Origin of the sequence: Pontibacter toksunensis, from assembly GCF_042686245.1 — a bacterium.
Lineage (GTDB): Bacteria > Bacteroidota > Bacteroidia > Cytophagales > Hymenobacteraceae > Pontibacter > Pontibacter toksunensis.
In genome coordinates this window covers 1-24,793 of record NZ_JBHUOX010000027.1, presented here as the reverse complement: position 1 = coordinate 24,793, position 24,793 = coordinate 1, and the positions used below count along the sequence as shown (strand labels likewise).

General features: G+C 46.3%; 22 protein-coding genes. 9 read left to right on the top strand and 13 right to left on the bottom strand.

Features of this window, described 5'->3' with window-relative positions; all coding sequences use genetic code 11:
• Positions 1–121: 121 nt before the first annotated feature.
• The 4 genes from ACFS7Z_RS23375 to ACFS7Z_RS23360 form a co-directional block, all read right to left on the bottom strand.
• A complete protein-coding gene (locus ACFS7Z_RS23375; protein ID WP_377490434.1) occupies positions 122–700 on the bottom strand; it encodes a DUF922 domain-containing protein in 579 nt (192 codons plus the stop codon).
• Positions 701–787: 87 nt separating this feature from the next.
• The gene (locus ACFS7Z_RS23370; protein ID WP_377490431.1) at positions 788–2,131 is read right to left on the bottom strand and encodes an MATE family efflux transporter; all 1,344 of its coding nucleotides are present in this window, start codon (positions 2,129–2,131) and stop codon (positions 788–790) included.
• A 295-nt stretch (positions 2,132–2,426) separates the two neighbouring features.
• On the bottom strand, positions 2,427–3,590 hold the full coding sequence (locus ACFS7Z_RS23365) for a sigma-54-dependent transcriptional regulator (protein ID WP_377490428.1): 1,164 nt from the start codon (positions 3,588–3,590) through the stop codon (positions 2,427–2,429).
• A gap of 150 nt (positions 3,591–3,740) precedes the next feature.
• The gene (locus tag ACFS7Z_RS23360; protein ID WP_377490425.1) at positions 3,741–4,106 is read right to left on the bottom strand and encodes a hypothetical protein; all 366 of its coding nucleotides are present in this window, start codon (positions 4,104–4,106) and stop codon (positions 3,741–3,743) included.
• A gap of 355 nt (positions 4,107–4,461) precedes the next feature.
• Here ACFS7Z_RS23360 and ACFS7Z_RS23355 point away from each other — a divergent pair, with 355 nt between their 5' ends.
• From ACFS7Z_RS23355 to ACFS7Z_RS23345, 3 genes are all read left to right on the top strand, one after another.
• Positions 4,462–5,469, top strand: a complete 1,008-nt coding sequence (locus ACFS7Z_RS23355; protein WP_377490422.1) for a DUF7149 domain-containing protein — start codon at positions 4,462–4,464, stop codon at positions 5,467–5,469.
• A 468-nt stretch (positions 5,470–5,937) separates the two neighbouring features.
• Positions 5,938–6,285: a hypothetical protein gene (locus ACFS7Z_RS23350; protein ID WP_377490419.1), complete on the top strand. Its 348-nt coding sequence runs from the start codon at positions 5,938–5,940 to the stop codon at positions 6,283–6,285.
• 255 nt (positions 6,286–6,540) lie between these two features.
• Positions 6,541–6,975, top strand: a complete 435-nt coding sequence (locus ACFS7Z_RS23345; RefSeq protein ID WP_377490416.1) for a hypothetical protein — start codon at positions 6,541–6,543, stop codon at positions 6,973–6,975.
• Positions 6,976–8,164: 1,189 nt separating this feature from the next.
• Here the strand turns inward: ACFS7Z_RS23345 and ACFS7Z_RS23340 are convergent.
• The 3 genes from ACFS7Z_RS23340 to ACFS7Z_RS23330 all read right to left on the bottom strand — a co-directional run bounded on the left by ACFS7Z_RS23340 (position 8,165) and on the right by ACFS7Z_RS23330 (position 11,799).
• Complete coding sequence (locus ACFS7Z_RS23340) at positions 8,165–9,601, bottom strand: RtcB family protein (protein WP_377490413.1); 1,437 nt, start codon at positions 9,599–9,601, stop codon at positions 8,165–8,167.
• Between the two features lie 184 nt (positions 9,602–9,785).
• Positions 9,786–10,742, bottom strand: a complete 957-nt coding sequence (locus ACFS7Z_RS23335) for a multidrug resistance efflux transporter family protein (RefSeq protein ID WP_377490410.1) — start codon at positions 10,740–10,742, stop codon at positions 9,786–9,788.
• A 196-nt stretch (positions 10,743–10,938) separates the two neighbouring features.
• Positions 10,939–11,799 carry an AraC family transcriptional regulator gene (locus tag ACFS7Z_RS23330; RefSeq protein WP_377490407.1) on the bottom strand — a complete coding sequence of 287 codons (861 nt, stop codon included), beginning with the start codon at positions 11,797–11,799 and terminating at the stop codon, positions 10,939–10,941.
• Between the two features lie 186 nt (positions 11,800–11,985).
• Here ACFS7Z_RS23330 and ACFS7Z_RS23325 point away from each other — a divergent pair, with 186 nt between their 5' ends.
• Positions 11,986–12,267 (top strand): hypothetical protein, encoded by a 282-nt coding sequence (locus tag ACFS7Z_RS23325; RefSeq protein WP_377490404.1) that lies wholly within the window; start codon positions 11,986–11,988, stop codon positions 12,265–12,267.
• Positions 12,268–12,489: 222 nt separating this feature from the next.
• On the opposite strand, the gene ACFS7Z_RS23320 is transcribed toward ACFS7Z_RS23325, so the two are convergent.
• From ACFS7Z_RS23320 to ACFS7Z_RS23310, 3 genes are all read right to left on the bottom strand, one after another.
• The gene (locus tag ACFS7Z_RS23320) at positions 12,490–12,972 is read right to left on the bottom strand and encodes a DinB family protein (RefSeq protein WP_377490401.1); all 483 of its coding nucleotides are present in this window, start codon (positions 12,970–12,972) and stop codon (positions 12,490–12,492) included.
• A 169-nt stretch (positions 12,973–13,141) separates the two neighbouring features.
• On the bottom strand, positions 13,142–13,639 hold the full coding sequence (locus tag ACFS7Z_RS23315; RefSeq protein WP_377490398.1) for a peptide-methionine (S)-S-oxide reductase: 498 nt from the start codon (positions 13,637–13,639) through the stop codon (positions 13,142–13,144).
• 536 nt (positions 13,640–14,175) lie between these two features.
• Positions 14,176–14,385, bottom strand: a complete 210-nt coding sequence (locus ACFS7Z_RS23310) for a helix-turn-helix domain-containing protein (RefSeq protein ID WP_377490552.1) — start codon at positions 14,383–14,385, stop codon at positions 14,176–14,178.
• A gap of 569 nt (positions 14,386–14,954) precedes the next feature.
• On the opposite strand from ACFS7Z_RS23310, the gene ACFS7Z_RS23305 reads away from it, so the two are divergent.
• From ACFS7Z_RS23305 to ACFS7Z_RS23295, 3 genes are all read left to right on the top strand, one after another.
• Positions 14,955–15,392, top strand: coding sequence for a nucleoside deaminase (locus tag ACFS7Z_RS23305; protein WP_377490395.1), 438 nt, complete (start codon positions 14,955–14,957; stop codon positions 15,390–15,392).
• A 258-nt stretch (positions 15,393–15,650) separates the two neighbouring features.
• Complete coding sequence (locus ACFS7Z_RS23300; protein ID WP_377490392.1) at positions 15,651–16,088, top strand: acyl-CoA thioesterase; 438 nt, start codon at positions 15,651–15,653, stop codon at positions 16,086–16,088.
• Between the two features lie 180 nt (positions 16,089–16,268).
• Positions 16,269–16,967, top strand: a complete 699-nt coding sequence (locus ACFS7Z_RS23295) for a CPBP family intramembrane glutamic endopeptidase (protein ID WP_377490389.1) — start codon at positions 16,269–16,271, stop codon at positions 16,965–16,967.
• 195 nt (positions 16,968–17,162) lie between these two features.
• On the opposite strand, the gene ACFS7Z_RS23290 is transcribed toward ACFS7Z_RS23295, so the two are convergent.
• Positions 17,163–17,633: a DUF4126 family protein gene (locus ACFS7Z_RS23290; protein ID WP_377490386.1), complete on the bottom strand. Its 471-nt coding sequence runs from the start codon at positions 17,631–17,633 to the stop codon at positions 17,163–17,165.
• A gap of 475 nt (positions 17,634–18,108) precedes the next feature.
• On the opposite strand from ACFS7Z_RS23290, the gene ACFS7Z_RS23285 reads away from it, so the two are divergent.
• Together ACFS7Z_RS23285 and ACFS7Z_RS23280 are read left to right on the top strand one after the other, a co-directional pair.
• Positions 18,109–20,850: an NTP/NDP exchange transporter gene (locus ACFS7Z_RS23285; RefSeq protein WP_377490383.1), complete on the top strand. Its 2,742-nt coding sequence runs from the start codon at positions 18,109–18,111 to the stop codon at positions 20,848–20,850.
• Between the two features lie 8 nt (positions 20,851–20,858).
• Positions 20,859–21,317 carry a Crp/Fnr family transcriptional regulator gene (locus ACFS7Z_RS23280; protein WP_377490380.1) on the top strand — a complete coding sequence of 153 codons (459 nt, stop codon included), beginning with the start codon at positions 20,859–20,861 and terminating at the stop codon, positions 21,315–21,317.
• On the opposite strand, the gene ACFS7Z_RS23275 is transcribed toward ACFS7Z_RS23280, so the two are convergent.
• Positions 21,289–21,882 carry an HD domain-containing protein gene (locus ACFS7Z_RS23275; protein WP_377490377.1) on the bottom strand — a complete coding sequence of 198 codons (594 nt, stop codon included), beginning with the start codon at positions 21,880–21,882 and terminating at the stop codon, positions 21,289–21,291. The two genes, ACFS7Z_RS23280 and ACFS7Z_RS23275, sit on opposite strands and share 29 nt — an antisense overlap.
• Before the next feature lie 527 nt (positions 21,883–22,409).
• A complete protein-coding gene (gene pulA, locus ACFS7Z_RS23270; RefSeq protein ID WP_377490374.1) occupies positions 22,410–24,344 on the bottom strand; it encodes a type I pullulanase in 1,935 nt (644 codons plus the stop codon).
• Positions 24,345–24,793 lie beyond the last annotated feature (449 nt).

Genomic DNA, 24,793 nt, shown 5'->3' with positions numbered 1-24,793 from the left:
AGCTTAGACAGAAAAGTGACTATTCTTTAGGTATACTCTTTATTTGATTATGATTATTTCAGCTATCTCCAAAGCTTCAGAATATAGGCTGCAACCCTTGAGGCTGTATACACTATATGCCTTACTTATAAGCTTCCAGTGCTTTCAGGCGTTGGGAGATATTGGCTGCCCATGCACGCTCACTCTCTGCGTTTAGCCCGTGTTTAGATGCAGTGTCAAAAGTATCCTGTTCAGCCTTCCACCTTTTGAAGGCATTGTTTACAGTGCCACTCAGTTTGTCTTTCAGGGTGGAGCAGTTCAGCTGCTGTAGCTCTCTGCGCAGGAGCCGGGCGTGCACCTCCGTAAGGTCAAAATGTAGCTGCTCATGCTCCAGCAGCTTCTCCGATTTTTTGTTTTTAGACCAGGACTCTGTTGGCAGGAACACACAATTTACCTGGTACGTAAACCCCTGATCTTTGCAGTTGGCGTTTACGGCAAGGTTAGCTGCTGTTAAGGCATGGTGCGGGTTGTCATCGTCCGGCCTGCCCCTGAAGTCTTCCCAGGATAAGCGGCGGTTGACAGACCAGGAAACCTGATCTACGATAATGCTTTCTACTACAGGAGCAGCAGTTTTTTTCTCACTGGCTTCGGCAGCATCAGGAAAGAGGAGGGGGAGCAATATTCTTGCCCACAACGACAGGAATAAGGTAAAGGTGTACATTTCACTCTGGCTATTTTAATAATGGCTAAACAAAATGGTCACGAGCCAAGGTGTTGTAGCGGGGAGTAAACATACACCACGCTTGCTTTAAGCTGGCATCAGGCGGTTGCTTAGTGCCCGGAAGCGGAATGTAAGCAGAACAGCCGCCACCGATAATCCTGTTAACAGCCCCATCCAGATGCCGTTAACCCCAAAGTCAACTTTGAAACAGAGCATGTATCCTACCGGCAATCCAACGCCCCAATAAGCCAGCAAGGAGATAAGGCCTGGTACTTTTACATCTTCCAGGCCGCGCAAAGCTCCCAGGCCTACCACCTGTATACCATCCGAAATTTGGAATAAGGCCGCTATCACCAGCAGGGAAGAGGCAATATGGATTACTTCCGGGTCATCAATGTAGAGTATGGGAATCAGTTCATTTCCCAGAATCATCAATAGCCCACTACACACCATAAAACCGGCACCCATCACCAGGTTACTGATGCCTGCCATACGCATAGCCCTGTAATTGCCCAAACCTTTCTGGTTGCCCACCCGGATGGTGGCCGCTGCTCCAATTCCGCTGGCCATCATGTATGAGACGGAGGCCACGTTAATGGCTATCTGGTGAGCCGCCAGTTCTTTGGCACCCAACCAGCCGATCATTACAGCAGAGAAACTGAAAGCACCCATCTCAAAGATCATCTGCCCGGAAATAGGCAGCCCCAGCTTAAAGATGCGGTACATATGGATAAAAGACAGATGGCGCAGGCGAAGAAAATGACGGAACACAACAAATCGCTTCCCATACATTACATACCCTGCCATCATCATGGCCATCACCACACGAGATATTAGCGTTGCCCAACCAGCACCTACCAGCCCCATTGGCTCGAACCCTAACTTACCAAAAATTAAGATATAATTAAGAAAAATATTTAAAGAATTTGCAACGATTGAAATCCACATCGCTTGTTTTGTCAACGAGAGCCCCTCAGCGAATTGCCGGAAAGCCTGGAACACCATGAGCGGCACCATAGACAGGAACAGGATGTTGAGGTAAGGCACTGCCAACTCCACTACACGGGGAGGTTGCCCGAGCAGGGTAATGTAGGGAGAGAGAAAATAACCGGCAATAAAAAGCAGAATCCCCAACAGCACATTAGACACCAGCCCATTCAGCAGCAGCAGGGAAATACGGGTATAGTTCTTTCGGCCATCTGCGGCCGCAATCAGCGGAGTAATGCTGTAGGAAACGCCTAAGCCAAATACCAGGGTAATCGTAAAGATGCTGTTCCCCAGTGAAGCCCCCGCCAGGGGCAGCGTACCAATCTGGCCCACCATCAGGCTATCGAACACGCTCACCATAATATGGCCCAACTGGCTTAGCACCACCGGATAGGCAAGGGTGAAGTTTCTTGAAAAATGCTGCTTATAGGTGAAGGAATCCATGAATTACGGCGCTGTTTTATTTGGCCCGCAAAACTACTGCTTTTCTTCGGATGCAGCGCGGTTTCCTGGGAAGGTTGTTGGTGGAGGGGAGGGAGAATGAATTTACATCAGCAGCTTAATGAGCAGATTTTGCAAATCGGCGTCTCGGTATGCGCTATAACAGAAAGTCCCCATTTGAAGGGGGACTTTCTGTTATAGCGCATTTTCAGTGCTGAAGTTCCATTATGAAAGCTTCTACTAAAACAGCCTCTGCAACTAAAAGCTACAGAGGCTGTCTCTATGAAAAACGTTCTTTTTAAACCACAGGCCTTGCATAGGCCTGGGCATCTTCCAGTGTTATTTCGTGGCCACTCATGATAACGAGGCGTTCCACTACGTTGCGGAGTTCGCGAACATTGCCGCGCCAGTCGAGTTGCTGCAGGAACTCAATGGCTTCGGGAGTAATGGTTTTAGGCTTGTTGCCGTAGTCGTTGGCGATGTCGTTGAGGAACTTCTTCACCAGGTCCGGAATATCTTCGCGGCGGTCGTTGAGCGGCGGCACGTGAATGAGAATAACGCCCAGGCGGTGGTACAAATCTTCGCGGAAGTTCTTTGCTTCTATCTCTTCCAGCAGGTTCTTGTTGGTGGCCGCTACTACGCGCACATCCACCTGTATGTCTTTGTCGCCGCCTACGCGCGTGATACGGTGCTCCTGCAGGGCACGCAATACCTTGGCCTGCGCCGACAGGCTCATGTCGCCTACCTCGTCGAGGAATAGGGTGCCGCCGTTTGCCTGCTCAAACTTTCCGATGCGCTGCTTCACAGCTGAAGTGAAGGAGCCCTTCTCGTGTCCGAAAAGCTCGCTTTCAATCAGCTCACTTGGAATGGCAGCACAGTTCACTTCAATCAACGGGCCGTTGCTGCGGTTGCTGTTCTCATGTATGGCACGGGCCACCAGTTCTTTACCAGAGCCATTCGGACCTGTTATCAGCACGCGGGCATCGGTAGGCGCTACTTTTTCGATGGCGCCCTTTACGCGGCCAAGGGCCGCTGAACTGCCCACCATTTCGTAGGTCTTGGAGATTTTCTTTTTCAGAATCTTCGTCTCCGTCACCAGGCTTGATTTGTCCAGAGCATTGCGCACACTCACCAGCAAACGGTTCAGATCCGGTGGCTTTTGCAGAAAATCGTAAGCTCCTTTCTTCGTAGCTTCCACCGCAGTGTCGATGGTGCCGTGGGCAGATATCATGATGAAAGGAGAGTCCGGGGAGATCTCCATGGCTTTCTCCAGCACTTCAATTCCGTCCATACCTGGCATTTTGATGTCGCAAAGCACCGCATCGTACTTCGACCTGGCCAGGAGTTGAAGCGCTTTCTCGCCGTCTTCGGCCTCGTCTACCGTATAGTTTTCGAATTCAAGAATTTCTTTCAGGGTGCTCCGAATGGCCCGCTCATCATCAACTATTAATACTTTGGGCATAGTTCTATTTTGTCTTCAGGATAAGTAAATACATATTTCGTTTGCTTGTCAAGGCGGTTGGTCTGTTTTACGGAAAACAACTCGCTGCGATACCGAAGCTGTGGCTTGGGTGAGCTACGCCCACAAACAATGCTTTATTCCTGATGTATGTTAGGCGTGTGCTGCTGCTGCTACAGTAGCTTTAAGAAATGGCTCTTCTTTCTGGTAAATCAACAGAAAGCCTCCCTCGTAGCCATTCATGGCATCTACGTACTGAAGGGCTGTGTGCAACGACTCCTTCGCGGTTTTGCACAGGCAGTCGACACTTTGGTTGCTGTAGTTACAGTACATGTCGTTGCCGTCATGCGGCACATGCTTTACGTAATTGGCAGCCTCTTCTTCTTTTATCTCATCAAAAGCCAAAGCACAGGCGACGTCGATGCCTTTGGTTTCACATAGGTTTTTTGCCCGCTCCACTTCTTTCAAGCTTCTAAAGGACAGCATCATAAATCCTGTTCGAAGATCAATACATTCCATAAAATCTAAGCTTAATTAGTAAAATCGAATTGGTAATATGTGGTTACAATAGCAAGGGTAATACTTGTAACAGCTTCGTTTAGTTTTGTTTACCCTTTCATATTTCGTTGAGGTAGCACCTGTAGGTAATTGAATTTCCTACTGAAAGTGCTTTATCTTTAAGTATACGAACTTTATTGCATTGTGAAGTTTTTTGCTCTTTTATTTATAATTTAGAGTTAAAAGCCTTGTAAGGTAGATAAATTATTCATGCCTGCTGCTGCCTTTTTATAACAGCCGCTGATATTTTTTATGGCGCACTGTTAAAGGCTAGACTTCCAGAGGTTTCAGTGATGCGGCAGGAGATTTTGTGCCGATGGCTGGAAAAGCATATGCACGAACTGCTACAGTTAAGTTTTACCAGCTCAGCCTTTTTCACCAGAACACCGGTGCGGAGACAGGCCGTGTTGTGTTGGCAGAGAGCAGGAGGCGCGCTGGTGAGGCAGCCAGGGGCTTTGGGCGGAAAAGAGGTACAGGCCAGCAGATAACGAATTGTATTTTTATTGACTCTGAAACAACCCCCGGACCTATGCAGCATCACATCCTGCGGCCACGCCAGGCCCTAAACAAAGTTTATTTAGGACTTAAAACTTCACGCGCCGACCTAGAGCAGTTCAAGCGCGGCCTGCGCACGCTTCTCGACAGCCTTAACCTGCTCGAAAGCGAGGAACACGCCAGGTACCATCTGCGCGATTTTCTGCAGTCGGTTTTTTATGTTAAATACGGTATCAACACCAAAGGCAAAACCGACCTGGTGATTCATACCGGCCACACCACCAAAACCAATGCCGGGGTGCTGCTGGAGGTGAAGCGGCCAACCAACAAAGCCGACATGCCCACACCGGGTAACCTGAATGCGAAGGCGGTGCACGAGTTGCTGCTGTATTATATGCAGGAGCGGGTGCAGGACAAGGACCATGACCTGTGCCACCTCATCGTCACCAGCGTGCACGAGTGGTTTGTGTTCGATGCGCTGAAATTCGAGCGGCTGTTTTACCACAACACGCAGCTCAGAAAAGCCTATACCGACTGGCAGGAGGGACGCAAAGCCAGCACCAGTACCGACTTCTTCTATAAAGAAATTGCCGCGCCTTTCATCTCGCAGCTGCCGGAGCAGATTACGTTCACGCACTTTTGTTTGCAGGACTACAAAAAGCCGCTGCTTAACGGGAGTACTGAAGGAGAGGCCGAGCTTGAGTTACTCTATAAATTTTTGTCGCCAAGGCACTTGTTAAAAGAAGATTCTCAAGACGAAGAAACAAGAGAGAACAGCAGCAAGGTGTGCTATGCACATTTAAAAGGGCTGCGTGAGGGATTTGAATAAATATATGTTATCAATAGAAGCAGCAACTAATATGTAGAATGAAGCTGGTTTTGATATCAAGTATGAAAACGTTTGAACACGATTCTATCGAAAAACAACCTATTTATATACCAGCAATACACTAACGCATACTTGTCAATGCCAAAGTACTGTATTCGGACTAGTCGGCGCTAGAGGCGGAGATAGACCTGCTGGTGTACCGCCAGTATGACCTCACCTACGAAGAAGTGCTGCTCGTGGAGCCGGGCTTTGCTAGGCCGAAGGAGACGCTAGTTGAGGTGGAGGATCAGCTGAGGTCCTGATAATTAAATAGCTTATAACTTGATAATTAAAGTCAGTACGGGCTGCTGAGCTACTTTCGGCAACAGCTCATACCGGAGAGGCAACAGTACCTTTTTATAAATGGTTTATTTCCAGTTGTTTAACTGTTGAATACGTATATATAAAGGTATATTTTTTCCTATTCTTATGAAAAACAAAGTACTTTTATTATCGTTTGTAACCTCCCTTTTTGCAGTAGTTGCCATGCCGGCTGTTGCACAAAGCAGCGAAGTTAAACAGGAACGGCAGGCAGCCAAAGCTGATGAAAAGCGACTGGATGATGCCGTGGATTTAAGAATGGATACGAAGGCCGATTCGAAGGCAGCCAAAGCGAGTTTAAGAGAAGCGAAGCGCGTAGAAAAAGACGCCAGGAACGCTCGAAGAGAAGCTAAAAAAGCTGCGAGGATGGAAGCTAAAACGCAGAAAAGCCGCATCGACGCTGACAAACAAGCCCGCAAAGCAGCCAGAGCCACCGAAAAATCAAACAACAACTAAGCCGCTGCATGTTGGCGCTAGCAAAGGTCAGGCAGCTTGTGCAATATACATGAATGAAGCTCTCCCGGACGTTTCTGCCCGGGAGAGCTTTTTTAATTTCAGTTCGCATTAACAAAATTTGAAATATCATGCATCTTTAGTATATTATTTTGCTAGTGGATGTATAGAAAGATATAAGAGGTAGTTATAGGCTGATTACTGGGGGAAACGTAAACAACAAGGCACCAAGTTGTTTGAGGATTAAGTAATATTGTTATGGAACTGATAGGGATGGAATTGGTAACTGTGTTAGATATTGAGTATGTCTCTATACGCCACAATCCGGAGGAAAAGTTTATGTGGAATGAGTGGAGGGAGTCTATACCCTCCCAACAACTTCGGGAGGCCATGATGTTTGCCTGTGATTTTATCCTAGACAACGAGGTAGAACTCATTCTTGCAGATTATACTCGTATGCATGCGACCACGGTGGAGGACCAGGTATGGATAGCGACGCACTCAGCAGAGAAACTGCAGCACAGCAGATTGAGAAAAGTGGCAAACGTAATGGCGCACGATGTATTTCAGCAAATAGCCATCGAAAACATCTACGAAAAAGCGTCGGAGATACCTTTACCCTGCGTAAGCGAGGCGTTTTTCACTAAAGAAGCCGCCCTGGACTGGCTTTTTTCAGACAAATACGCTTTCTAAACGACTGCTTCAACATCAACTAGTGTTCCTGCGCATCATAGCACCTGGCAAAAGCAGGTGCTATGATTTTGTGTGGTATAGGCAAATTGCTTTGACAACTTTGGAACAATACCCAACATAATACTACACGAGATAAATGCTTTCCTTTCTGGTATAATCCGTTTTTATCTATGGCAGCAGCATGAGAAGACAGATGCAACAATGATGATAGAAACAGAAAGAATCATGATTTACTTATAAGCTACAACCAACTGGTGTTGTTCCTGTGAGCTAACTATAAGCTGGAAGCGGAACTGAAACTGTTAACAGGGAATCGTACTGTTCCACCAGAATTAGTGAAAGATTTCATAATCCGATTCTGCCAGCTGTTGCAGATACCTGTAAAGACAATCTGTACTATACCTTGCAGACAATTGTGAGAAAAGTACACAACCACATGGTGGCTGGCTTTTTCTTCAATGGAGAATCAATCAATGGCAGATGGGAAAGGATAGACTGGCTACGTCACCTGTGACGCCTTCCAGGGAAACGTTTATATACCGGAAGCAATAAAAAGCCATGACATTATTTATTTCCAGCAAGCCAAATGTTACCACCTGATGTTATGCAAGAGTCCCAGCGGGACGACCTGCTGACAGAAAAATGGCTCACTTTTCTTTAGCTCCAGCGGAGCGGCCTGTAAGCATATCCCTAACAGACCGTACCGCTGGAGCTAAGGGCGGTTCCTGGCACTCGACTTATTAACAGGTCGACCCGTTGGGACTGATCTAAATTCACATAAAGCCCTTTCCCCCGGCAGCTTCTTTACACAGCGCGATGCCTAAAAGAGGGCCCCTACCCCAAGACGAGGCCTATCGGCCTGGAGAGCTAAGAGTGGCACAATGAAACAGTAAGTTTAATGTCGCGGGATAAGCCTGAGCCAAGGAAGCTTAAAGAGACTACATACTATCAATGTTGCTTGGTGCTATTGAATACAGTTCAAGGGATTTGATATAAAAATAAGTTACGATATAGTATTGCGTAACGTCATTTACCACCAACTAATTGAATCAATAAAGGATAAAATACCTTCACACCCGACGCTTAATAAGAAGTCCTTCAGACGCTGCAATTCAGAAGGGACGATAGAGAAATGAAAGCTTGGGACACCAGAAAACAAAATAAAAAGCGGGTAAATACTATTGTAGTCTTAGTCAACTTCAATGTATTTCGGATCGCCGTTCATGCGCACAATCTTCGGGTAGAATGTACCCACCACTTCTACTAAATCTTTTTGGTAGTCCATTACTTTGTGAATGTCTTTGTACGCCATTGGTGCCTCGTCCAGACCGGAACCGATTACGTCTACACCCGCCTGCTGCAGGTACTTGCGCATCTGTGGCTGAGTGAATGTCTTGATAGCTTGCGTACGGGACATAACACGGCCAGCACCATGTGAGGCGGAGTTGATAGCGGCAGCCTCGCCCTTACCGCGCACAATAAATCCAGGAGTGGCCATGGTGCCTGGAATAATGCCTATCACCCCTTTGCCCGCCGGGGTAGCGCCTTTACGGTGCACTATCACTTCCTTACCCGAGGCATTTTTTTCTTTCCAGGCAAAGTTGTGGTGATTTTCTATCTTAGCCAGAGGAGCCTCGCCTAATTGAGCTGTCAGCCGCTCATGTATCTGGTGATGGCAGGCAGAAGCATAGTCACCAGCCAGATTCATGGCAAGCCAGTATTCCTGACCAGCTTCGGAATTAAGGTCGAGCCAGGCAAGGTGCTTTGCCTCCTGGGGCAGTGGGCAGGCATCTATGGCTACTTTTGTATAATAGCCTGCTATGTTGGCTCCCAGCCTGCGTGAGCCGGAGTGGGAGAGAACAGCCAGGTATTTACCTGCTGGCAAACCGAACTCGTTGTCAGCATCGTGAATTTCCACGGTGCCAAATTCCACAAAATGGTTTCCTCCGCCGGAGGTGCCCAATTGCTGAAACGCCCTGTCCTTCAGTTCCCGAACCACCGGAATCTCTGAGAACTCCGGGCGGCTCATGATTTCATGATCCATCGGTCTCTTGAAAGAGGCGTTGCCAAATCGGGTGTTGTCTGTGAGTATCTTTTTGAGCTTCTCGCGGTTCTTCTCAAGGTATCTTGCATGAATGTCGTAAATGCTCATGCTCATGCGGCAGCCAATATCCACCCCCACCCCGTAAGGTATTACGGCGTTATGCGTTGCCAGCACACCACCCACAGGCAGGCCATAGCCCTGGTGTGCATCAGGCATCAAGGCACCAGCTCTGGAAACGGGCAGCCGCATCGCTGTTTCCATCTGATCAATGGCTCCCTGTTCTATGCCTGCTTCGCCATACACAGCGTATTTCTGTTTTACAGGCTTGAGGGCGATAGATTCAGCTGCCTTCTGCGCCAGCAGTACCTGTGCCAACGGCCCCAGCGTTGCGTGTATCTGGTATTGTTCGGGAGCGGCCATCACATCCTGCAGCAGTTCTATCTGGTGCCGTTTCCCAAGCTCCGTGTAGTAGGTGTGTATAACATTGAGTGCGGTACCCTGCGGTTTGCCCGCTGGAAAACCCAGCTTAACCAGATCGCTGGAGGTAAGTTTGTCTGTTTCTTTCTTTTTGTTTTTTTTCATTTCCTAACTGGTTGCCAGAACTACCGTGTACGGAGAGCTTTGTGGCTTTGGTTGTGCGGAGCATGCGTGTTGCATTTTCAAAAAAAGGCAGAAAAGATTTATAATTATTGTAAAATAGAAGAAGGAAAGCCTGCAGGCTTTCCTTCTTCTATTGATTGAACCGTAGCAAGTATAGAATTAAGCATCACGTAACCTGGAGCACCTTCTGCCGGGCAGGTATGCTGTATAGGACTAGTCCGCTGATGATGATGACCATACCCAGGCTGCCCAGCCAGTTAGGCCAGGCAATTCCTAATAATAATGCCTCACCTATCACCGTAATCAATATCTCAACAGATTGCGTTGCCTCTACAGCAGCCAGTGAGCCTGCATGGAAGCGGGCCAGGTGCATGGCTTTAAAAAACATAATGCACCCTACCACGCCAGAGCTTAAAGAGATCATAAGTACTGCCAGGAGCTGCTCCTGACCGGGCAAGCCAACCTGCGCATATCCGTACAGCATCAGGATAATCTGGATTGGAATACTCCCTATTGCCGTACCGGCCACACGCTGTATGGCGTTCAGTTGATGCCCGCTTTCTTCCACGTGCAGCAAAAGCTTCCGGTTAGCCAGCGGCCAGGTAAACGCAGCTAACAACACGAGGCCAATACACCACCACAATTGCTCCTGTGTATAAATGCCATTCTTCTGACTCCATTGCATGCAGGCAATGCCAACCATAATCAGCATAGAGAGTAGCAAGGCTTTCATGGGGATCTTTGCCCGATGATCTTTATACAGGAAAGGGGAGAGCAGGATGCCCGCCACTATCGTGAACTGAAAAACACCCGCCACCAGCCACCCGGGACCGAAGGCGGCCGCAAAAGTCAGGAAGTAGTAGGACAAACCGAATGCCATACCCCCCCACACAAGCCATACCTGTATGTTCTGCCGCATCACCCACAAAAGCCGCTTTAATTGTCCTTTTGCGGCAAGAAAAGTTAAAAGTAAAAGTACAAGGTAAAAAGAACGTAAGCCTGCCGTCCATGCCCAGTGGCCGCCTTTAGAAGACAGGAAGCTGTTGAGGATATAGGTTGAGCTGAAAAACACGCAGGCCAGGGCCCCTAGTGCTATTGCTTTTAAATTGCTGTGTTGTTGCATAAAATACTATTTCTGCAAAATTAAAGCAGCACCCGCTCTAGCCAGCAGGACTTTCAGCAGCATGTATGGTACTTTTGGAACCTCTCTGTTGGTATGGATGCGAACCCGGGTGCCATATGAAACGCAGGGTAGAAAACCTGCGCCAGCAAGTATAGCCTGAACATAGCTCCTGTCTGACCCGCGTAATTACTCCTGCTTATACCTGCTGGGCAGCGTCTGTTCTAAGTTGTGTGGGGGTCAGGCCAGTCATTCTTTTAAAGAAACGCACGAAATATGATGCATCTTCAAAACCGAGCTGGTATGAGATTTCCTTCACAGACAAACTGCTGAAGAAGAGCAGCCGTTTACTCTCCACTAAAAGCCGATCGTGCTGTATATCAGCCACAGTGGTGTGCAGGTACTGGCGGCAAAGGCTGTTCAGGTGTTTGGGCGTAATGCCCAGTGCATCGGCATAAAAGCCGGTGCTGCAATGCTCCCGGTAGTGGTTCTCAATCATACTGCTGAGGCGAAACAGCCTCTCACTGTGCCGCGCAGGAGTGATCTTTTCCAGCTGTACCTGGCATTCCCGGAGCAGGTACTGCAGGATGATGTACAGGTAGCGCGACAGGATTTCCATATCCGGTTTGCTTTCCTGGAGCTCCTGTATCATCAGTTTCACCAATGCTTCAAAAACAACCTGCAGCTTTTCAGGGAGGTCGAGGTAAGGGTGCTGGTACACGGCGCTGAAAATAACAAAAACATCATGCGACCGCATGCCGGTGGTCTGCAGAAACTTTTCGGAGAAGGAGACCAGCACCCCTTTTTCCTGCCGCGACTCCCGCTGGTGCGCCTGGCCGGGCCGCAGTAAGTATACCCTGTCCGCCTGTAGCGGGTAGCGCTGGAAATCAATCAGGTGGTCGCCGCCCTTCGTTTCCTGCACATACATGATCATGTAGGCGTCGTGGCTGTGTGGCACCTCCGAAAGCTCGCTGGCATAGGTTTCCAGGGGCATCACGGTCAGTGCCTTGTGGTTGAGTAAGTCCTGAATGGGGAGCCTGTCTGCCTTCGGAAGCTTCATGCGGCAAAGTAAATGAAAAACAGATTAGAAGGTAAATCCTCCATTGTATAATTCAAAGGGAATCAGGTGGGAGTTACTCCTGAAGCAGCTGTAAAAGGAGATAAACCGAATTGCTCATAAAGTGCCTTAACAAACCACCTGCGTTCATACGCCGTATCCTAAATATATTTAACTAAAGAACTAGACATGAAAATATTTACAATTAAAGCATTCACAACCGGTACAATGACTTTGCTCCTGCCTTTTATGCTTGGCTGCTCTGTTTTTTCAGGGAACGGTGTTTCCAGCGATCCAGCCGTTGCTGCACAGCAGGAAGAGGTAAGAGCCCTGAAGCAGGAGCTAGAGGAGGCAGAGCGATTTGCGGAAGAAGCCGAACAGAGAGAAAAAGCAGCAAAAAACAGGCTGAAAGCGGCAGAACATGAACTTAAAGCGCTTGAGGCACAGGCTAAGAGACGAAACAATTATTAACTCTGCTTTGCCGTATTACCTGACAAAGCAGAAATTCATTTCTGATTTTCCCCTTTGAAGCAGGGGATGAGCACGGTTGCTGCCAAATTTGTAGAAATACTTTTGGAAGCAATTTCACAGAGGCCAAAGCATCATATGCTTTTAGCTGCCCCTCATCCCACAACCTCCTTCAAAGGGGAATTTTTTATGCCCTGTACCGAGCGGGTATGTTAGCAGAAAGTTTCAATCCTGTTCCCATTTACCCAGCAGCCTTCTTAGCACAACTATTTCCCCCAGATGATACGCATTATGCTCCGCCACCAGCATGGCTTCCCGTAGCAGGTTTTGCCCGCTTCCATGCGCAAAGTGTTCAAAAAGGTTGTTGGCAGGGTCTTGTATTAACTTTATTAGTTCTTCCATGTCAGTGGATATAGCCTGTAGCGTTTTTTCCAGCGCAGCCTGGTTGGCAGGAGCTGTTTCTGAGGGCCAGTAGTCTTCCGGCCAGTCAGGAGACGCATGCGCCGGGTTTCGGCTGAACTCCAGAATGTCCCACTGCGCAATACGTAGGTGCTCCAGCAACTGCCAGACAGTGAATGGTAGGTGGTGCACTTTGCTCCCTGCCTCCTGCAGGTCTATGCCATCCAATATTTCTTCTCTTATTTTGAATGCCTGCCCACCTCGCAATAGTTTTACCAGTTGCCCTCTTAGTTGTTTATCCTGTTCCATAGCTTCGAAATTTGTTACTGCGAATTGTTGAAAATTTACCTCCCTAACGGTCTTACCTTGCTGTTCCATAATCCGGGAATGATGTTCCGGATGGCTGTAGCCTTATCTTTTATCTGCCAGTAAAGGTCCTCTGGGGCGGTTGAGCCGGAGACCTAACACTCACCCTGCGTCACGTATCAAAAAAATTGCGGCAGGAACAGTGGTGCTGTAAAGCGTTGATTCCTCTGCGGCTAGAGACATGCTTTTGTTTGTATTTCTGATGCCGGTCCTCTGCAAGATTAAATACCTTAAAAGGGTAAATTGCTGTATATACCATTTCGCCGGATTTCTCCTGTAAGCTAAATTTTTCTTCTCTGGCTAGCTGTTCCTGCTCCAGAGAATGATAAAATATAGCCGACGTATACCGTCTTTTCCAGGGAGCGCGCGTGGTGTTGTGGCTTGAGAAGAACAACTGCAGTAGTTTTCTGTAATGAGTTTTAGCAGGGTCATAATCCAGTTGTATGGTTTCAATATGATCTGCGATCGTCCAGTAAGTGGGATTGACAGTAGTGCCTCCGGCATACCCCACGTGTGTTCTTACAACGGCTTCCACACTACCGAAGAGTGCTTCAGAACTCCAGAAGCACCCCATCGCAAACGTTGCTGTCTCTGTTTCTGCGGGACTCATCAAGTCAATGGGTGGTAAAATGGATATTGTTTGCTGCATCAGTACATAAATACCTCTTATAACTATCGCGTTAGAATTTAGATAAGTTATCACGAAAGAAACGTATGAATTAAGCTAAACCTACTGTATCATCTTCTAAGGTGCATCTTAGAGCATGCCTTTTGTTGCCTGATGTAGTTAACTCTAATTCAAATCTACTAAAGCTTTATGTTGTTTAGGACCTAATTAATACGGAAGAAAACAACTGATGACTTACATACTATAGAGCACGTTAAAAACACGTTGGCATAACTTGAAGGGCGGTAGTGTTTTGAAGTATATAACCTCGCTGTTAAACCGTCAGGGTATAGCAGGAAAAAGAAAAGCTAAGGTGACTTGAAAAGCTTACACAACGGAGGCAATAGAATGGCCCTACCGATAGTAGGAAGCCTTGAGAATCAGGAAAGTTTTTTTTAGAAGACAGGCGGATATGTTTCCTGTAAATAGGAAGAGGTGTTGCAGGCTAAACAGTAAAGAACTGGGAGATAAGCATTTGTTTATTTCAATACCCCATCCAGGTAAGCCCAGCTTATTAACTGGTAGGAATGGTAAAAGCCTTTTTTTTGCATCATCTTATGGAGATACTCCTGCACATCATTTTCGCTCAGGCCAAACCTTTCTCCAATCTGTTTGTTCGTGAAGCCATCTGCTAAACAGGCTATCATAGAACATTCTCTCCTACTGAGTTTTTGTAATTTTCCTTCCATAAGAAGATTCAAATTTAAAGCTCCAATCGTCCAGATCCATCCAAGGGAATAATCAATAATCAAATATCTTCTTATATTATGGTAAGGACAATACCCAGATCTGGTGATTTTTAGAGCTGTACTTCTGTAAGTCAAACAATGGTGCATTCGCGGTTGCTTTTAAGAATGTTAGTTTCTTGTATACGTATGATAGTTAATAAGTTAGTATTGAAAACTATAGTTCATGTTCCATGTCCACTCTTGTATGCTTCAAGCTGGCTTAATACCACTATACCGTCTACATCGTCTTTTAATGATTAGGTAATCCATTTACACGTTTATAAATTTATTCACTTAAAAGTTATAGCAAAACATTGCTTCCGCAATGTTATTTTCTCTCATAAACCTTTGAGGCTACAACAAAACCAGCACTTATTCGGAGCAAGAGGGAAAAATTGAACCTGTAATGTTAAAGACCGACACCATCTATTGTGTTAATGTGTAAACAATAGCTGATGGCAGGAGGAAAAATGCTCGTTAAGCTTTAGCTTTGAGTAGTAATTAGCTTTCTTAACCTGATTATTTCAAACATGGATGATTTCTTGAAAGTAGCTTTTGATGAGGCCAAAAAAGGATATGCTGAAGGAGGAATACCTATAGGCTCTGTGCTGGTGCATAAAGGGAAGATAATAGGGAGGGGCCATAACAAGCGTGTTCAGGATGGTAGCGTGGTGCTTCATGGAGAGATGGATGCCCTGGAAAATGCCGGAAGACAACCTGCTTCTGTGTATAGGGAATGCACTATTTACACAACCCTTTCTCCATGTTCTATGTGTTCGGGCACCATCCTTTTATATGGCATCCCCAAAGTGGTAATAGGAGAAAATAAGACGTTTATGGGTGAGGAGGAGTTACTTCGCTCTAAAGGTGTGGAAGTTGTTGTAGCAGACGACAGCGCCTGCTACAACCTCATGCAAAACTTTATTCAGGAAAAGCCTGCGCTTTGGAATGAGGATATTGGCGTCTAAGTAATATTGTGAAGCCAAAGCCACCTTTCTCAATATTGTTCAGTAATTTACAAGAACGCTGAAAATAACTTTTACCCGTAAAAGCCATTCTTAAAAGTAACATTTCGCTGCTCTTTAAATGGATTATTTTATATTTGGCCTGTGAATCTGTTGTAACATGTTTGCACGCCCTTCCGCACATAGATAGCAGCAGCGGAATTCAGCATTATGTTAGGGCGTTTTACGGATGTATTGATTACGAATTAATTCTTTAATACAATGAACAATGTTTACGAAGGCAAAGTAATGTGGTCTCACCTGGACGTTAACATGCATATGCGTCATTCAGCCTATGCTGATTTTGCAGCGCAGGCGCGTATTTCTGTCCTGGACAGCCTTGGACTTGATTTTAAAACTTTTCAGGATCTGAAGGTAGGACCTATACTTTTTCGTGAAGAGCTTGTTTACCTGCGCGAGGTAGGACTGAATGAAAAAATAAAAGTGACTATTGAGCTTACCAAAAGCCGATCCGATGGGGCCCGTTGGTCTATACGCCATATTGTGTACCGCGAAGATGGTGTTAGAGCTGCCGTAGTAACCGTGGATGGTGCCTGGCTAGATGTGGAGAAACGCAAACTCACTGTGCTCCCTGCTAACTTGGTAGAGAAGTTTGCTACCCTGCCAAAGAGCATCGATTTTGAAGAAATTCATGCGTAAGCACTTCCGCTCATACGCTGGGTAGAAATAAATAAATTCCATTCCTGCAAAACTCACCACCTGCACCCACCCAGCCCTGAATACAGTGGCTTTGCTATAGCCATTGTATCACTCTTAGATATAGTTTGAAGTACCGGTAACAGTATCATGCAGCTTTCCGGCAGATAAACGTTTTATGGTATGCTGGGCAATTTTTTGATACTATTGGCTTCCTGGGGGCTTCTTCGCCTTGAGAATAAAAGCCTTGCTGTTCTTGGGCTTTCACCCACGCTGTTAAGAGTGCTGCAGTTGTTGCTTGGCTTTCTGGCTACTCTGAGCCTGGCGGTGCTGTTAAGTTATGTCTTTTCTTTTGTCGCTTATTTTAGTTGGGAGCCGGTGCAAGACATGGGATTAGGGTTTTTGTTTAAAGGTCTCAACAAAACCCTTCAATCGGTACTCTTTGAGGAGTTTATTTTCAGAGGATACCTGCTCTACAAACTAATTACCTTGTTTGGGGAAAGGAAGGCTAATCTAATCAGCGCTGCCGCCTTCGGCATTTACCACTGGTTTACTTTAGGGGTGCTGGGTAACCCGATACTCATGATTTGGGTATTTGTGAACACCGGCCTTTGGGGCCTCATGTTTGCCTATGCATACTCCAGGACAGGGTCACTGGCTTTACCGATTGGATTGCACTGGGGCTGGAACTTCATCGATCAGATAATATTCAACCAGAAGGGCGGAAGCCTGTTCTCAGCAGTTACTTCAGTGCACACCCGCTACCTGAGCACCTTAGAGAGTATGCTCTACCTACAGCTACCGGTTCTGACCTTTGCGGTGGGCCTTATTGTTCTTCTCGCACAGCAGGCACGGCCCGTAAAGTTTGCAAAGCATTCCTAGCCTTTTCAGTTGCCTCGCTGAAACTTTTAAAACTGTACATGATAGAATAGGAAATGGAGCAGGTAAAAGTAGAGACTTGTGTGCTGGCGCCACCCTTACCAGGTGGTGCCAGCATTAAGATGGCTACAGTTGTAGCAGTACGGCCCGCTTTGCAATTAAACCAGGTGCATCATACTGTTTTCCAGAACCTTTTTTCTAAATCTGAGCTGCTTTGATACCACTGGCAATGACAAGTGCATCTTCCAGTGCTCCGTAAATAGGGTCGGCCAGGCTTGTTTTCTCGCAGAGTGTTTTCCTGAGGTAGAAGCTGCCATAAGTAGCGGCAATGGCCGCTGCGGCACCAATGGCTGCTCCCTCTGCTGCTTTCCTGTTGTTCATCATATACACGGCCGCACCTGCCAGCGCGCCTGATCCACTCCGCATGATAAGGGAAGGTAGCTCTATCCTGTCCGGAACCCCCGGTACTTTGTCGCCTAACATCTCGCTGGCTGCTAATCCTTTTAGTACCAGGGCTACCGTGCTGTTGCCTAAGAATTTAAGTGGAGTGTTCTGAAGAGGTGAATGCTCATTTTCACTCAGGAAATGGCTCAGCAGGGTAGGAGCCGCTAAAGACCGCATCCCGGCAAGCGCCCCAAATGCTAACGTTTTGATAAGTGTGTCGTTCATAGCTTTTTGTTTTTGTTACAGTACATACGAAGGTATTCTCATTTGGCTGCCTTCCTAAAACTTGCTACAGGTTTGTCCTGTCTGTGCACAAGTATAGGTTCCGGGTGTATCTTATTTTCAGAGGTGCTGGTTCTGACTTTCACAGGCGCCTGCTTTTGCCTGAGATGCATTGATGATGGTAAATCAACTCTGTGCAACGCTGAATGCGCAGGTTTGGCAAGCTGTTATGTGACTATCATCGTATTCAGGCCAGATAGGTGTCTATGGGTAATAATAAGAGGCAGGAGTACCTGGAGAAAATTTATGTAGTACCCCTCAAACCTGTGATGAAATCTTTTGCTGATTCAGCACACTAATTTCTGAAATTGTAATGTTATTTATACTACAATTTTTTTAACTTATATGTTATTTAAAGTACCAAGACAATAAGGTTTATCTAAAACAGGTGTTCTGAATCCGCTATAAATTTCCTGCCATGTATAAACGAATAAATTTGCTGCTAAACATAAAGCCAAGTGAGGCCAGACTTGTTGGGCATCTTTTCCTCGTGCAGTACTTTATAGGAATGGCTACCGCTTTCTTATTCACAAGTTCACTTACCCTAATACTCTCCTCTTACCCGGTCGTTATCTTTCCTAAGATTTACATACTTGCGGCTGTCCTTTTGTTTTTTGCAAACCTGATGTATTCGAGGCTGGAGGCACGCATGTCGCCTGATAAGCTGCTGCAGGTGATAACCGTTTTCTCTGCCGTCTCCGTCTGGCTTTACTGGCTTTGCTTGACCTTCTTTTCTTTTGAGTGGCTGCCGCCCTTGTTAGGAGCCTGGAACATGGTGGTATATATGCTGGTGGGTTATGCTTTTTGGGGTATGACGGCAATCATGTTTAACGTGCGTGAAAGCAAGCGTTTGTTTTCAATTGTTGGGGCCGGAGATATACCTGCCAAAATGCTGGGTTATTTCTCTGTTACAGCACTTGTGCCGCTCATTGGCGTGGTAAACCTGCTGTGGGTATCTGTTGTTGCTTTTGGCATTGCTTACGTGCTGCTACAGCGGTTTAACTACGAAGACAAATTGGAAACGGGCCACAGTGCAGGTCATCATACAGTACTACACCACAAACAAACAGGTACGTCTTTTATCAGCCGATTCTTCCATAACCGCCTTATTTTCACAATTGCTTTGTGGTCGCTGCTCGCCTACACCATTTACTCCATCATCGACTTTACTTTTCTGGAAGAAATCAAGCTCAAGTACAGCGTGAGTGACCATGAGCTGGCAACCTTCATCGCCATATTCTTTGCCTTGGGGCGTCTGCTGGCCATTGGTATTAAACTGCTTTTCAGCAGCAGGGTAATTGCAAAACTTGGCGTTTCTAACTCCCTGCTGATAGCGCCCTTACTGCTGCTGGCTATAAACGGCTTCATCATCTTATCAGGGGAGGGGCTCACAACCCACCTGTACGTGTTTGGGGTGATGGTGCTGCTGTCAGAGATTTTGCGCTCCACGCTGCAGGAGCCTGTCTTCTTTGTTTTATTTCAGCCACTTAACCCACACAGCCGCCTGAAGGGACACCTAATTGCAAAGGGCTATACGCTGCCATTCGCTCTTATGGGCGTGGGTATTTTTCTCACCATTTACCTGGAGTATCACAGCGGCCTGCCTATTACGCTTGTTTCAAGGCTGCTCTTTATACTGCTGCTGGTCTGGGCTGCCAGTGTTTTTCTAATCCGGAAGGCATACAGGAGCACCCTGATAAACGTTATCAGGAAAGGTTACTTCACCGGCTCTGAGCTGTTTCTGAATGACCAGTCGGTTATGGAGGTGCTGATAAAAAAAGCGACTACGAACAAGCCGCAAAAGGCGATTCATGCCCTTCACCTTCTGGAGCGCTCTGGTTTTGCAGAAATAAACACGTTACTGTTCAGGCAGCTTCATAGTACGTCCTGTGAGATAAAAGAATATGTTATTACCAGGATAATTGAAAAAAAACTGGCGGAAGCGCTGCCCCTGCTCAAAGAGCGGCTTCGGGTGGAGACTGACCCGGCCATAAAGCCCTATTTAATTAAAGCAATCTACTACCTCGACAGGCAGAATCTTTCTTACCAGGCTGCTACGATTGAAGACCTGGACAAAGATTGCAAAAAAGCAGCCATGATAGGGCTCCTGCACCGTAACCAGCCTGAGGCAGACGCTGTTGTGGCAGAGGAGCTACTGAAAATGGTAAATAGCCAGAGTGAAGACGACAAACTCATTGCGATAGCCATCATTATTGAAACGAGACGAAGTGATTTCAAACAGGTACTGGGGACATTTTTACAGGACGAGGCACCCGCTGTCTATAAAAAGGCCATAGAGGCAGTTGGAGAAGTGCATGACTTTGCCTTATTTGATACCATGATACAGGTAGCCCTTGAAAGGAAAGCTTTCCTGCCGCTACAGAAGGCCCTGCTGCACTTTGGAGACAGGGCTTTTGCGACCGCGTATGTTCAGCAGAAGCTTTATCCGGAAAGCTTAAATGTTTTATTTATAAAAGTGGCTGGTAAAACGAGAGGTGATTATTCAGAAGCCTTTCTGGAGCGTGTGCTGGAGGAAGATAAAGTTTTTATACCTGAGGCGGTAGATGCCCTTTGGCTGCAGAAAGCCAATCTTTCAGAAGAATCACAGCTTCTTCTGAAAGATTGGGTTCAGGTGAGACTGGAGCAGAGCATGTTAAAAGCCTCCTACTACCTGCACTTGGTTTCCGTTGATGCTGTAAGGCCGTTGCAGGATGCTGTGTGCTCTGAAATACGTCAGGATATACAGGTGTTGTTTAAGAGTTTGTCGCTGCTCTATGATCAACAGCAGATTGAACGGGTAATGGAACTTTATAACCTCGGGGATCCGACCAGGGTATATAATGCCATCGAAATGCTGGAACTGATCATCCCTCAGAAGTACTTTACTGGCTTAAACAGTTTGGTTGAGTTGGAGCAGGATATTCGTAAAGACCAGGTTGTGGTGCACCATACAAAGGAAATTTCTGCCAGCGCCATTGTGGAGGATATACTCACGGAGAACAAAGCAGGCTTTAATTCCTGGACCAAGGCTGTTGCCTGCTACATGATACCGCGGCTGCAGGAAGAGACATGCCCGCTGTATATCCTCGATAAAAAACCTGGACAGGAAGACAAACTGTTCGAGGAGACCCGCACCTATGTGTTATCGATGCTTAATTAAAACTACAGATGCTGTTAATAGAGAAAGTATTGATACTGCGTTCGTCTGAAATTTTCAGGAATACGCCCGAGCAGGAGTTGATAGGCTTAGCTGGCATACTGGAAGAAATTTACATGGAAGCTGATGAAAACCTGTTTTCGAAAGGCGACAGGGGCAACTGCATGTACTTTATTCACAAAGGCAGGGTACGCATACATGACGGGAGCCATACGTTAGCCGTTCTCGAAAGCAATGAGATAGTAGGAGAGTTGTCTGTTCTTGATGCCGAGAACCGTTCTGCGAGTGCCACTACGGTAGAGGAATCTATCCTGCTCAAGTTGGAACAGGAGCCTTTTTATGAAATCCTGATGGACAATGCTGAAATTCTGAAAGGCATTTTAAAGACACTGTGCAGACGCCTACGCATCATGGACCACAAGAGTGTCACGCATCATAAGTCTAACTTAACAAGCCTTCCGTCTCTCTGATGGCCTGCAGATAGTCTGCTTTGACTTTTTGCCGGCGTTTAATGGAAGATTCTGTAAAATACCGGTGCTTCTCAAGAAAACGGATCTGAAGCATGTTCCACTCCCTGAAATTGGTGACAATACCCTGCTCCATAAACTCTTTATAGAGGTTATTCCCTATTTCAAAGAAATCTGCCCTGCCCAGGTAATCCAGGTCGGCATCACAGATAATCTGCTCCAGGTGGTTTTTGGGGTCCTGGGGCACTTTAGTGGCGCGAATCATACCACATACCCTTTCCACCTGCGAACTGGTAAAACCGAAGGCTGGTAATTCTTCTTTGGCCACAACACAGCTGCTTTCTTCATGTTCATGGTAGGAGCACAGAAAGCCTGTGTCATGGTACAACACACTGACCTTTAGCAGCAGTAAGTCTTCAGCATCCGTAATGCCCTCTTTCTTGGCTATCACAACAGCTTGCTTTAAGACATCCAGGGTATGCGCCACATTATGATAGGTCAGTTTCTCTGACAAACCTTTCTGTAGCTTCTCAATAACATGTTTCTGGATGTGATCAATTAAGTCCATGGCTGCGGTATGCTTAGAGGAATTATCTAAGCACAATTATATTGGGTTTAAGACCTAACATATAGCTTGTCTGTTTCTGATGAATCCAATTAAAGCTGTATTCCCGCTCTCTTTACCATCCTTCTATTACTATTTAATAGAGTTGGGTGCGGTTTTTGAATAGTGAAATGAATATAAATAAAATAATGCTATTTAAAGCATCTTAATGTAGTAAAATATTTCAGGCTTTGTCTGGCTCGTTTGGTTTTTGCGGCAAGTTTTCAAATTTGAAAAGAGAGCAGGATTAAAATAAGGGCCATCAAGCTGACGAAAATTTACCTGACCAGCCTCATCGTACTACAACAGCTACATTAAAAGAAAAGAATGATTCGTCGGCTTTGCAATTATCCGTTTAGAGGGATCAGTAATACTCACAGAGGCAATGCTGCTGTACTGCTCTTCCTAAGATGCTTGCAACTTCTAAGTCTTATACCTTTGAAATTATAGACCTAGAAGTTGCCAGCTATTTAAACGAGATTAACTGCTGACTACTCCTGATACAGCATGAGCATAGAGACAGGTGGTATTTCTACTTCCTGGCTCACTTTGTCTGCTCCGGCTGGGTCTATCCGTTTCCCTTTCACCGCAACGCTCCACTCTCCTGTAATGGTCATGCGTACAGCTGATTTATGAGCATTGTAATAAACCAGAATGTTCTTCCAGCTATCGTTGTTCGCGTTGTGATGTAACAGGAAGCCTACTAGGCCAGGTGCTGTATGTAAGAATTCCAGATGCCTGTACACCATTTCTGCAGTGGGCATACTGAAGGCGGGATGGGTTTTTCTAAGAGATATTAGCTGCTTGTAGTAAGTAAAAACAGCTTCGTGATCCTCTTTCCAATTCCAATTAATCTGGTTGATAGCATCGGGTAAGTTATAGCTGTTATGCTCCCCCTTTTTAGTGCGCAGCATTTCTTCACCGGCATGCAGAAACGGAATGCCCTGTGAGGTAAGCACAATGGCATTTGACAGCAGGTGCATTTTAATTATCTCTTCTTCTGAAGCGTCTCCACACGATGCCTTTAGTTTGTCATAGAGCGTATGGTTGTCGTGGCAGGAGACATAAGAAACAGCCTGCCAGGGCTCTCTTGCCCAGGCAGCCCTGCCAGAATGTACCTCAGGATGCTGAATGCTGCCTATTACACCAAACTTAATCGATTCTTCCATGCCGTGGGCTCCACTCACAAAACCTCTAGACCTTACATCAAATACAGAGCCTTTCAAAGCATCCCGAATGTCATCGCTGAAGGTGGATACCTGCTTCAGCATATACGTATGCGCCTTGGTGGCACGCTTTGAATGGGGCAGCGGGCTTGCACCGGCAGTCCAGCCTTCGCCATAAACAATGATGTTAGGGTTAATTCTTTTCAGAGCGGCTGTCAGCAGGTTCATGGTTTCGATATCATGTATGCCCATCAGGTCAAAGCGGAAGCCATCGATGTGGTACTCCTCAACCCAATGACTGCACGACTCAATGATAAACTTGCGCATCATGATACGCTCACTGGCTGTTTCGTTTCCACAGCCTGACGCATCAGACCATGTTCCATTCGCATGCCGGTAATAGTAACCCGGCACCTCGAGGTTAAAATTTGAGTTCTCTTTGAGACCCGTGTGGTTGTAGACCACGTCTAAAATCACTCCAATACCATTTTTATGGAACCCCTGCACCATTTCTTTAAACTCCCTGATGCGCACCGCTGCGTGGTAAGGATCAGAGGCATAAGAACCCTCTGGTATATTGTAGTTCTGCGGGTCATAGCCCCAGTTGTACTGCGGCTCTTCCAGTGCAGCCTCATCAACGGACATAAAGTCAAAGGAAGGGAGTAAGTGCACGTGGGTAACACCAAGTTCCTTTATATGATCGATGCCTGTCGTTAATCCGTCGGGGCTGGTGGTGCCCTCTTCTACCAAGCCCAGAAACTTGCCTGGCTTTGAGCTGCCGGAATTTTTACTGATTGTGAAATCGCGTACATGCGCCTCGTATAGCACTACCCCGTTCGGGGAGGACACCTTCGGTCCTTTATCCTTTTTCCAGTCTTTGGGATCTGTTGCGGTTAAGTCCACTACCATCGCGCGCTTGCCGTTCACTCCAACAGCCGTGGCATATATGCCTGGTGTCTCGTTCAGCCATGTTCCTTTTACCTTTACCTGGAAGGTATAATACACGCCTTTCAGGTCCTTGTTTACCTGTAAAGTCCAGAGACCCTGCTCCAATACCTCAAGTTCCTCTTTGTTCGAACGTACGCCTCCGTCTCCTGCAGCATAGAAGTGAATGACTACTGCTTCCGCAACCGGCGACCATAGTTTAAATATAGTTCTTGCAGGTGTATAGTCTGTCCAGAGGTTCTCTTCGGGACAAGTGGGGTAATCGCCGAAGCTTTTATAAGAAGCTGCAGGGGCTTTGGTTGAAAAAAGTGTCATAAAAGAAGAAACGTAAAGTGAACGTAAGGAAGATGGCGCAAAACTTCTTAAAATTAAGATAGCAATAACTGTGCAAATCTGTAGGGCTACCTGCAGGCTCAGCTACTAATAAATTATTGAAAAGGCAGGACCAAAAAACGCCCGCAGCCAATACGTAGGCATGGGCTAATTGGTTGAAGCGCAATGGCTACTACTATAAAAAGCGTTGCTTTATAAGTATTAATGCGTAAGGCTATATCAGTATATGTTGCGTTAATTTAATTATAAAAATTGACCTTACAACTTTTGCATGTCAGCAAGTGCAAAAAAGAGTAACATAATTCAATGATTTGGTACTGTGTTTAAAGTAAGGCTGGCTTTATTGCCAATCTTTCAAGATTATAGTTATACAGGAAGTAACGTATAGCCAATCGGTGATTTTCCCATGATCTGGAGAAGGATAATGTCTT

Bases quoted from the DNA above. Each gene is read 5' to 3' on its own strand.
- ACFS7Z_RS23305 (WP_377490395.1), top strand. From the start codon at position 14,955: ATGGATGATTTCTTGAAAGTAGCTTTTGATGAGGCCAAAAAAGGATAT.
- ACFS7Z_RS23340 (WP_377490413.1), bottom strand. From the start codon at position 9,601: ATGAAAAAAAACAAAAAGAAAGAAACAGACAAACTTACCTCCAGCGAT.
- ACFS7Z_RS23325 (WP_377490404.1), top strand. From the start codon at position 11,986: ATGAAAATATTTACAATTAAAGCATTCACAACCGGTACAATGACTTTG.
- ACFS7Z_RS23365 (WP_377490428.1), bottom strand. From the start codon at position 3,590: ATGCCCAAAGTATTAATAGTTGATGATGAGCGGGCCATTCGGAGCACC.
- ACFS7Z_RS23355 (WP_377490422.1), top strand. From the start codon at position 4,462: ATGGCTGGAAAAGCATATGCACGAACTGCTACAGTTAAGTTTTACCAG.
- ACFS7Z_RS23350 (WP_377490419.1), top strand. From the start codon at position 5,938: ATGAAAAACAAAGTACTTTTATTATCGTTTGTAACCTCCCTTTTTGCA.
- ACFS7Z_RS23310 (WP_377490552.1), bottom strand. From the start codon at position 14,385: ATGGAAGGAAAATTACAAAAACTCAGTAGGAGAGAATGTTCTATGATA.
- ACFS7Z_RS23330 (WP_377490407.1), bottom strand. From the start codon at position 11,799: ATGAAGCTTCCGAAGGCAGACAGGCTCCCCATTCAGGACTTACTCAAC.
- ACFS7Z_RS23275 (WP_377490377.1), bottom strand. From the start codon at position 21,882: ATGGACTTAATTGATCACATCCAGAAACATGTTATTGAGAAGCTACAG.
- ACFS7Z_RS23290 (WP_377490386.1), bottom strand. From the start codon at position 17,633: ATGAACGACACACTTATCAAAACGTTAGCATTTGGGGCGCTTGCCGGG.
- ACFS7Z_RS23375 (WP_377490434.1), bottom strand. From the start codon at position 700: ATGTACACCTTTACCTTATTCCTGTCGTTGTGGGCAAGAATATTGCTC.
- ACFS7Z_RS23300 (WP_377490392.1), top strand. From the start codon at position 15,651: ATGAACAATGTTTACGAAGGCAAAGTAATGTGGTCTCACCTGGACGTT.
- pulA (WP_377490374.1), bottom strand. From the start codon at position 24,344: ATGACACTTTTTTCAACCAAAGCCCCTGCAGCTTCTTATAAAAGCTTC.
- ACFS7Z_RS23360 (WP_377490425.1), bottom strand. From the start codon at position 4,106: ATGGAATGTATTGATCTTCGAACAGGATTTATGATGCTGTCCTTTAGA.
- ACFS7Z_RS23280 (WP_377490380.1), top strand. From the start codon at position 20,859: ATGCTGTTAATAGAGAAAGTATTGATACTGCGTTCGTCTGAAATTTTC.
- ACFS7Z_RS23315 (WP_377490398.1), bottom strand. From the start codon at position 13,639: ATGAGTCCCGCAGAAACAGAGACAGCAACGTTTGCGATGGGGTGCTTC.
- ACFS7Z_RS23295 (WP_377490389.1), top strand. From the start codon at position 16,269: ATGCTGGGCAATTTTTTGATACTATTGGCTTCCTGGGGGCTTCTTCGC.
- ACFS7Z_RS23345 (WP_377490416.1), top strand. From the start codon at position 6,541: ATGGAACTGATAGGGATGGAATTGGTAACTGTGTTAGATATTGAGTAT.
- ACFS7Z_RS23285 (WP_377490383.1), top strand. From the start codon at position 18,109: ATGTATAAACGAATAAATTTGCTGCTAAACATAAAGCCAAGTGAGGCC.
- ACFS7Z_RS23335 (WP_377490410.1), bottom strand. From the start codon at position 10,742: ATGCAACAACACAGCAATTTAAAAGCAATAGCACTAGGGGCCCTGGCC.
- ACFS7Z_RS23320 (WP_377490401.1), bottom strand. From the start codon at position 12,972: ATGGAACAGGATAAACAACTAAGAGGGCAACTGGTAAAACTATTGCGA.
- ACFS7Z_RS23370 (WP_377490431.1), bottom strand. From the start codon at position 2,131: ATGGATTCCTTCACCTATAAGCAGCATTTTTCAAGAAACTTCACCCTT.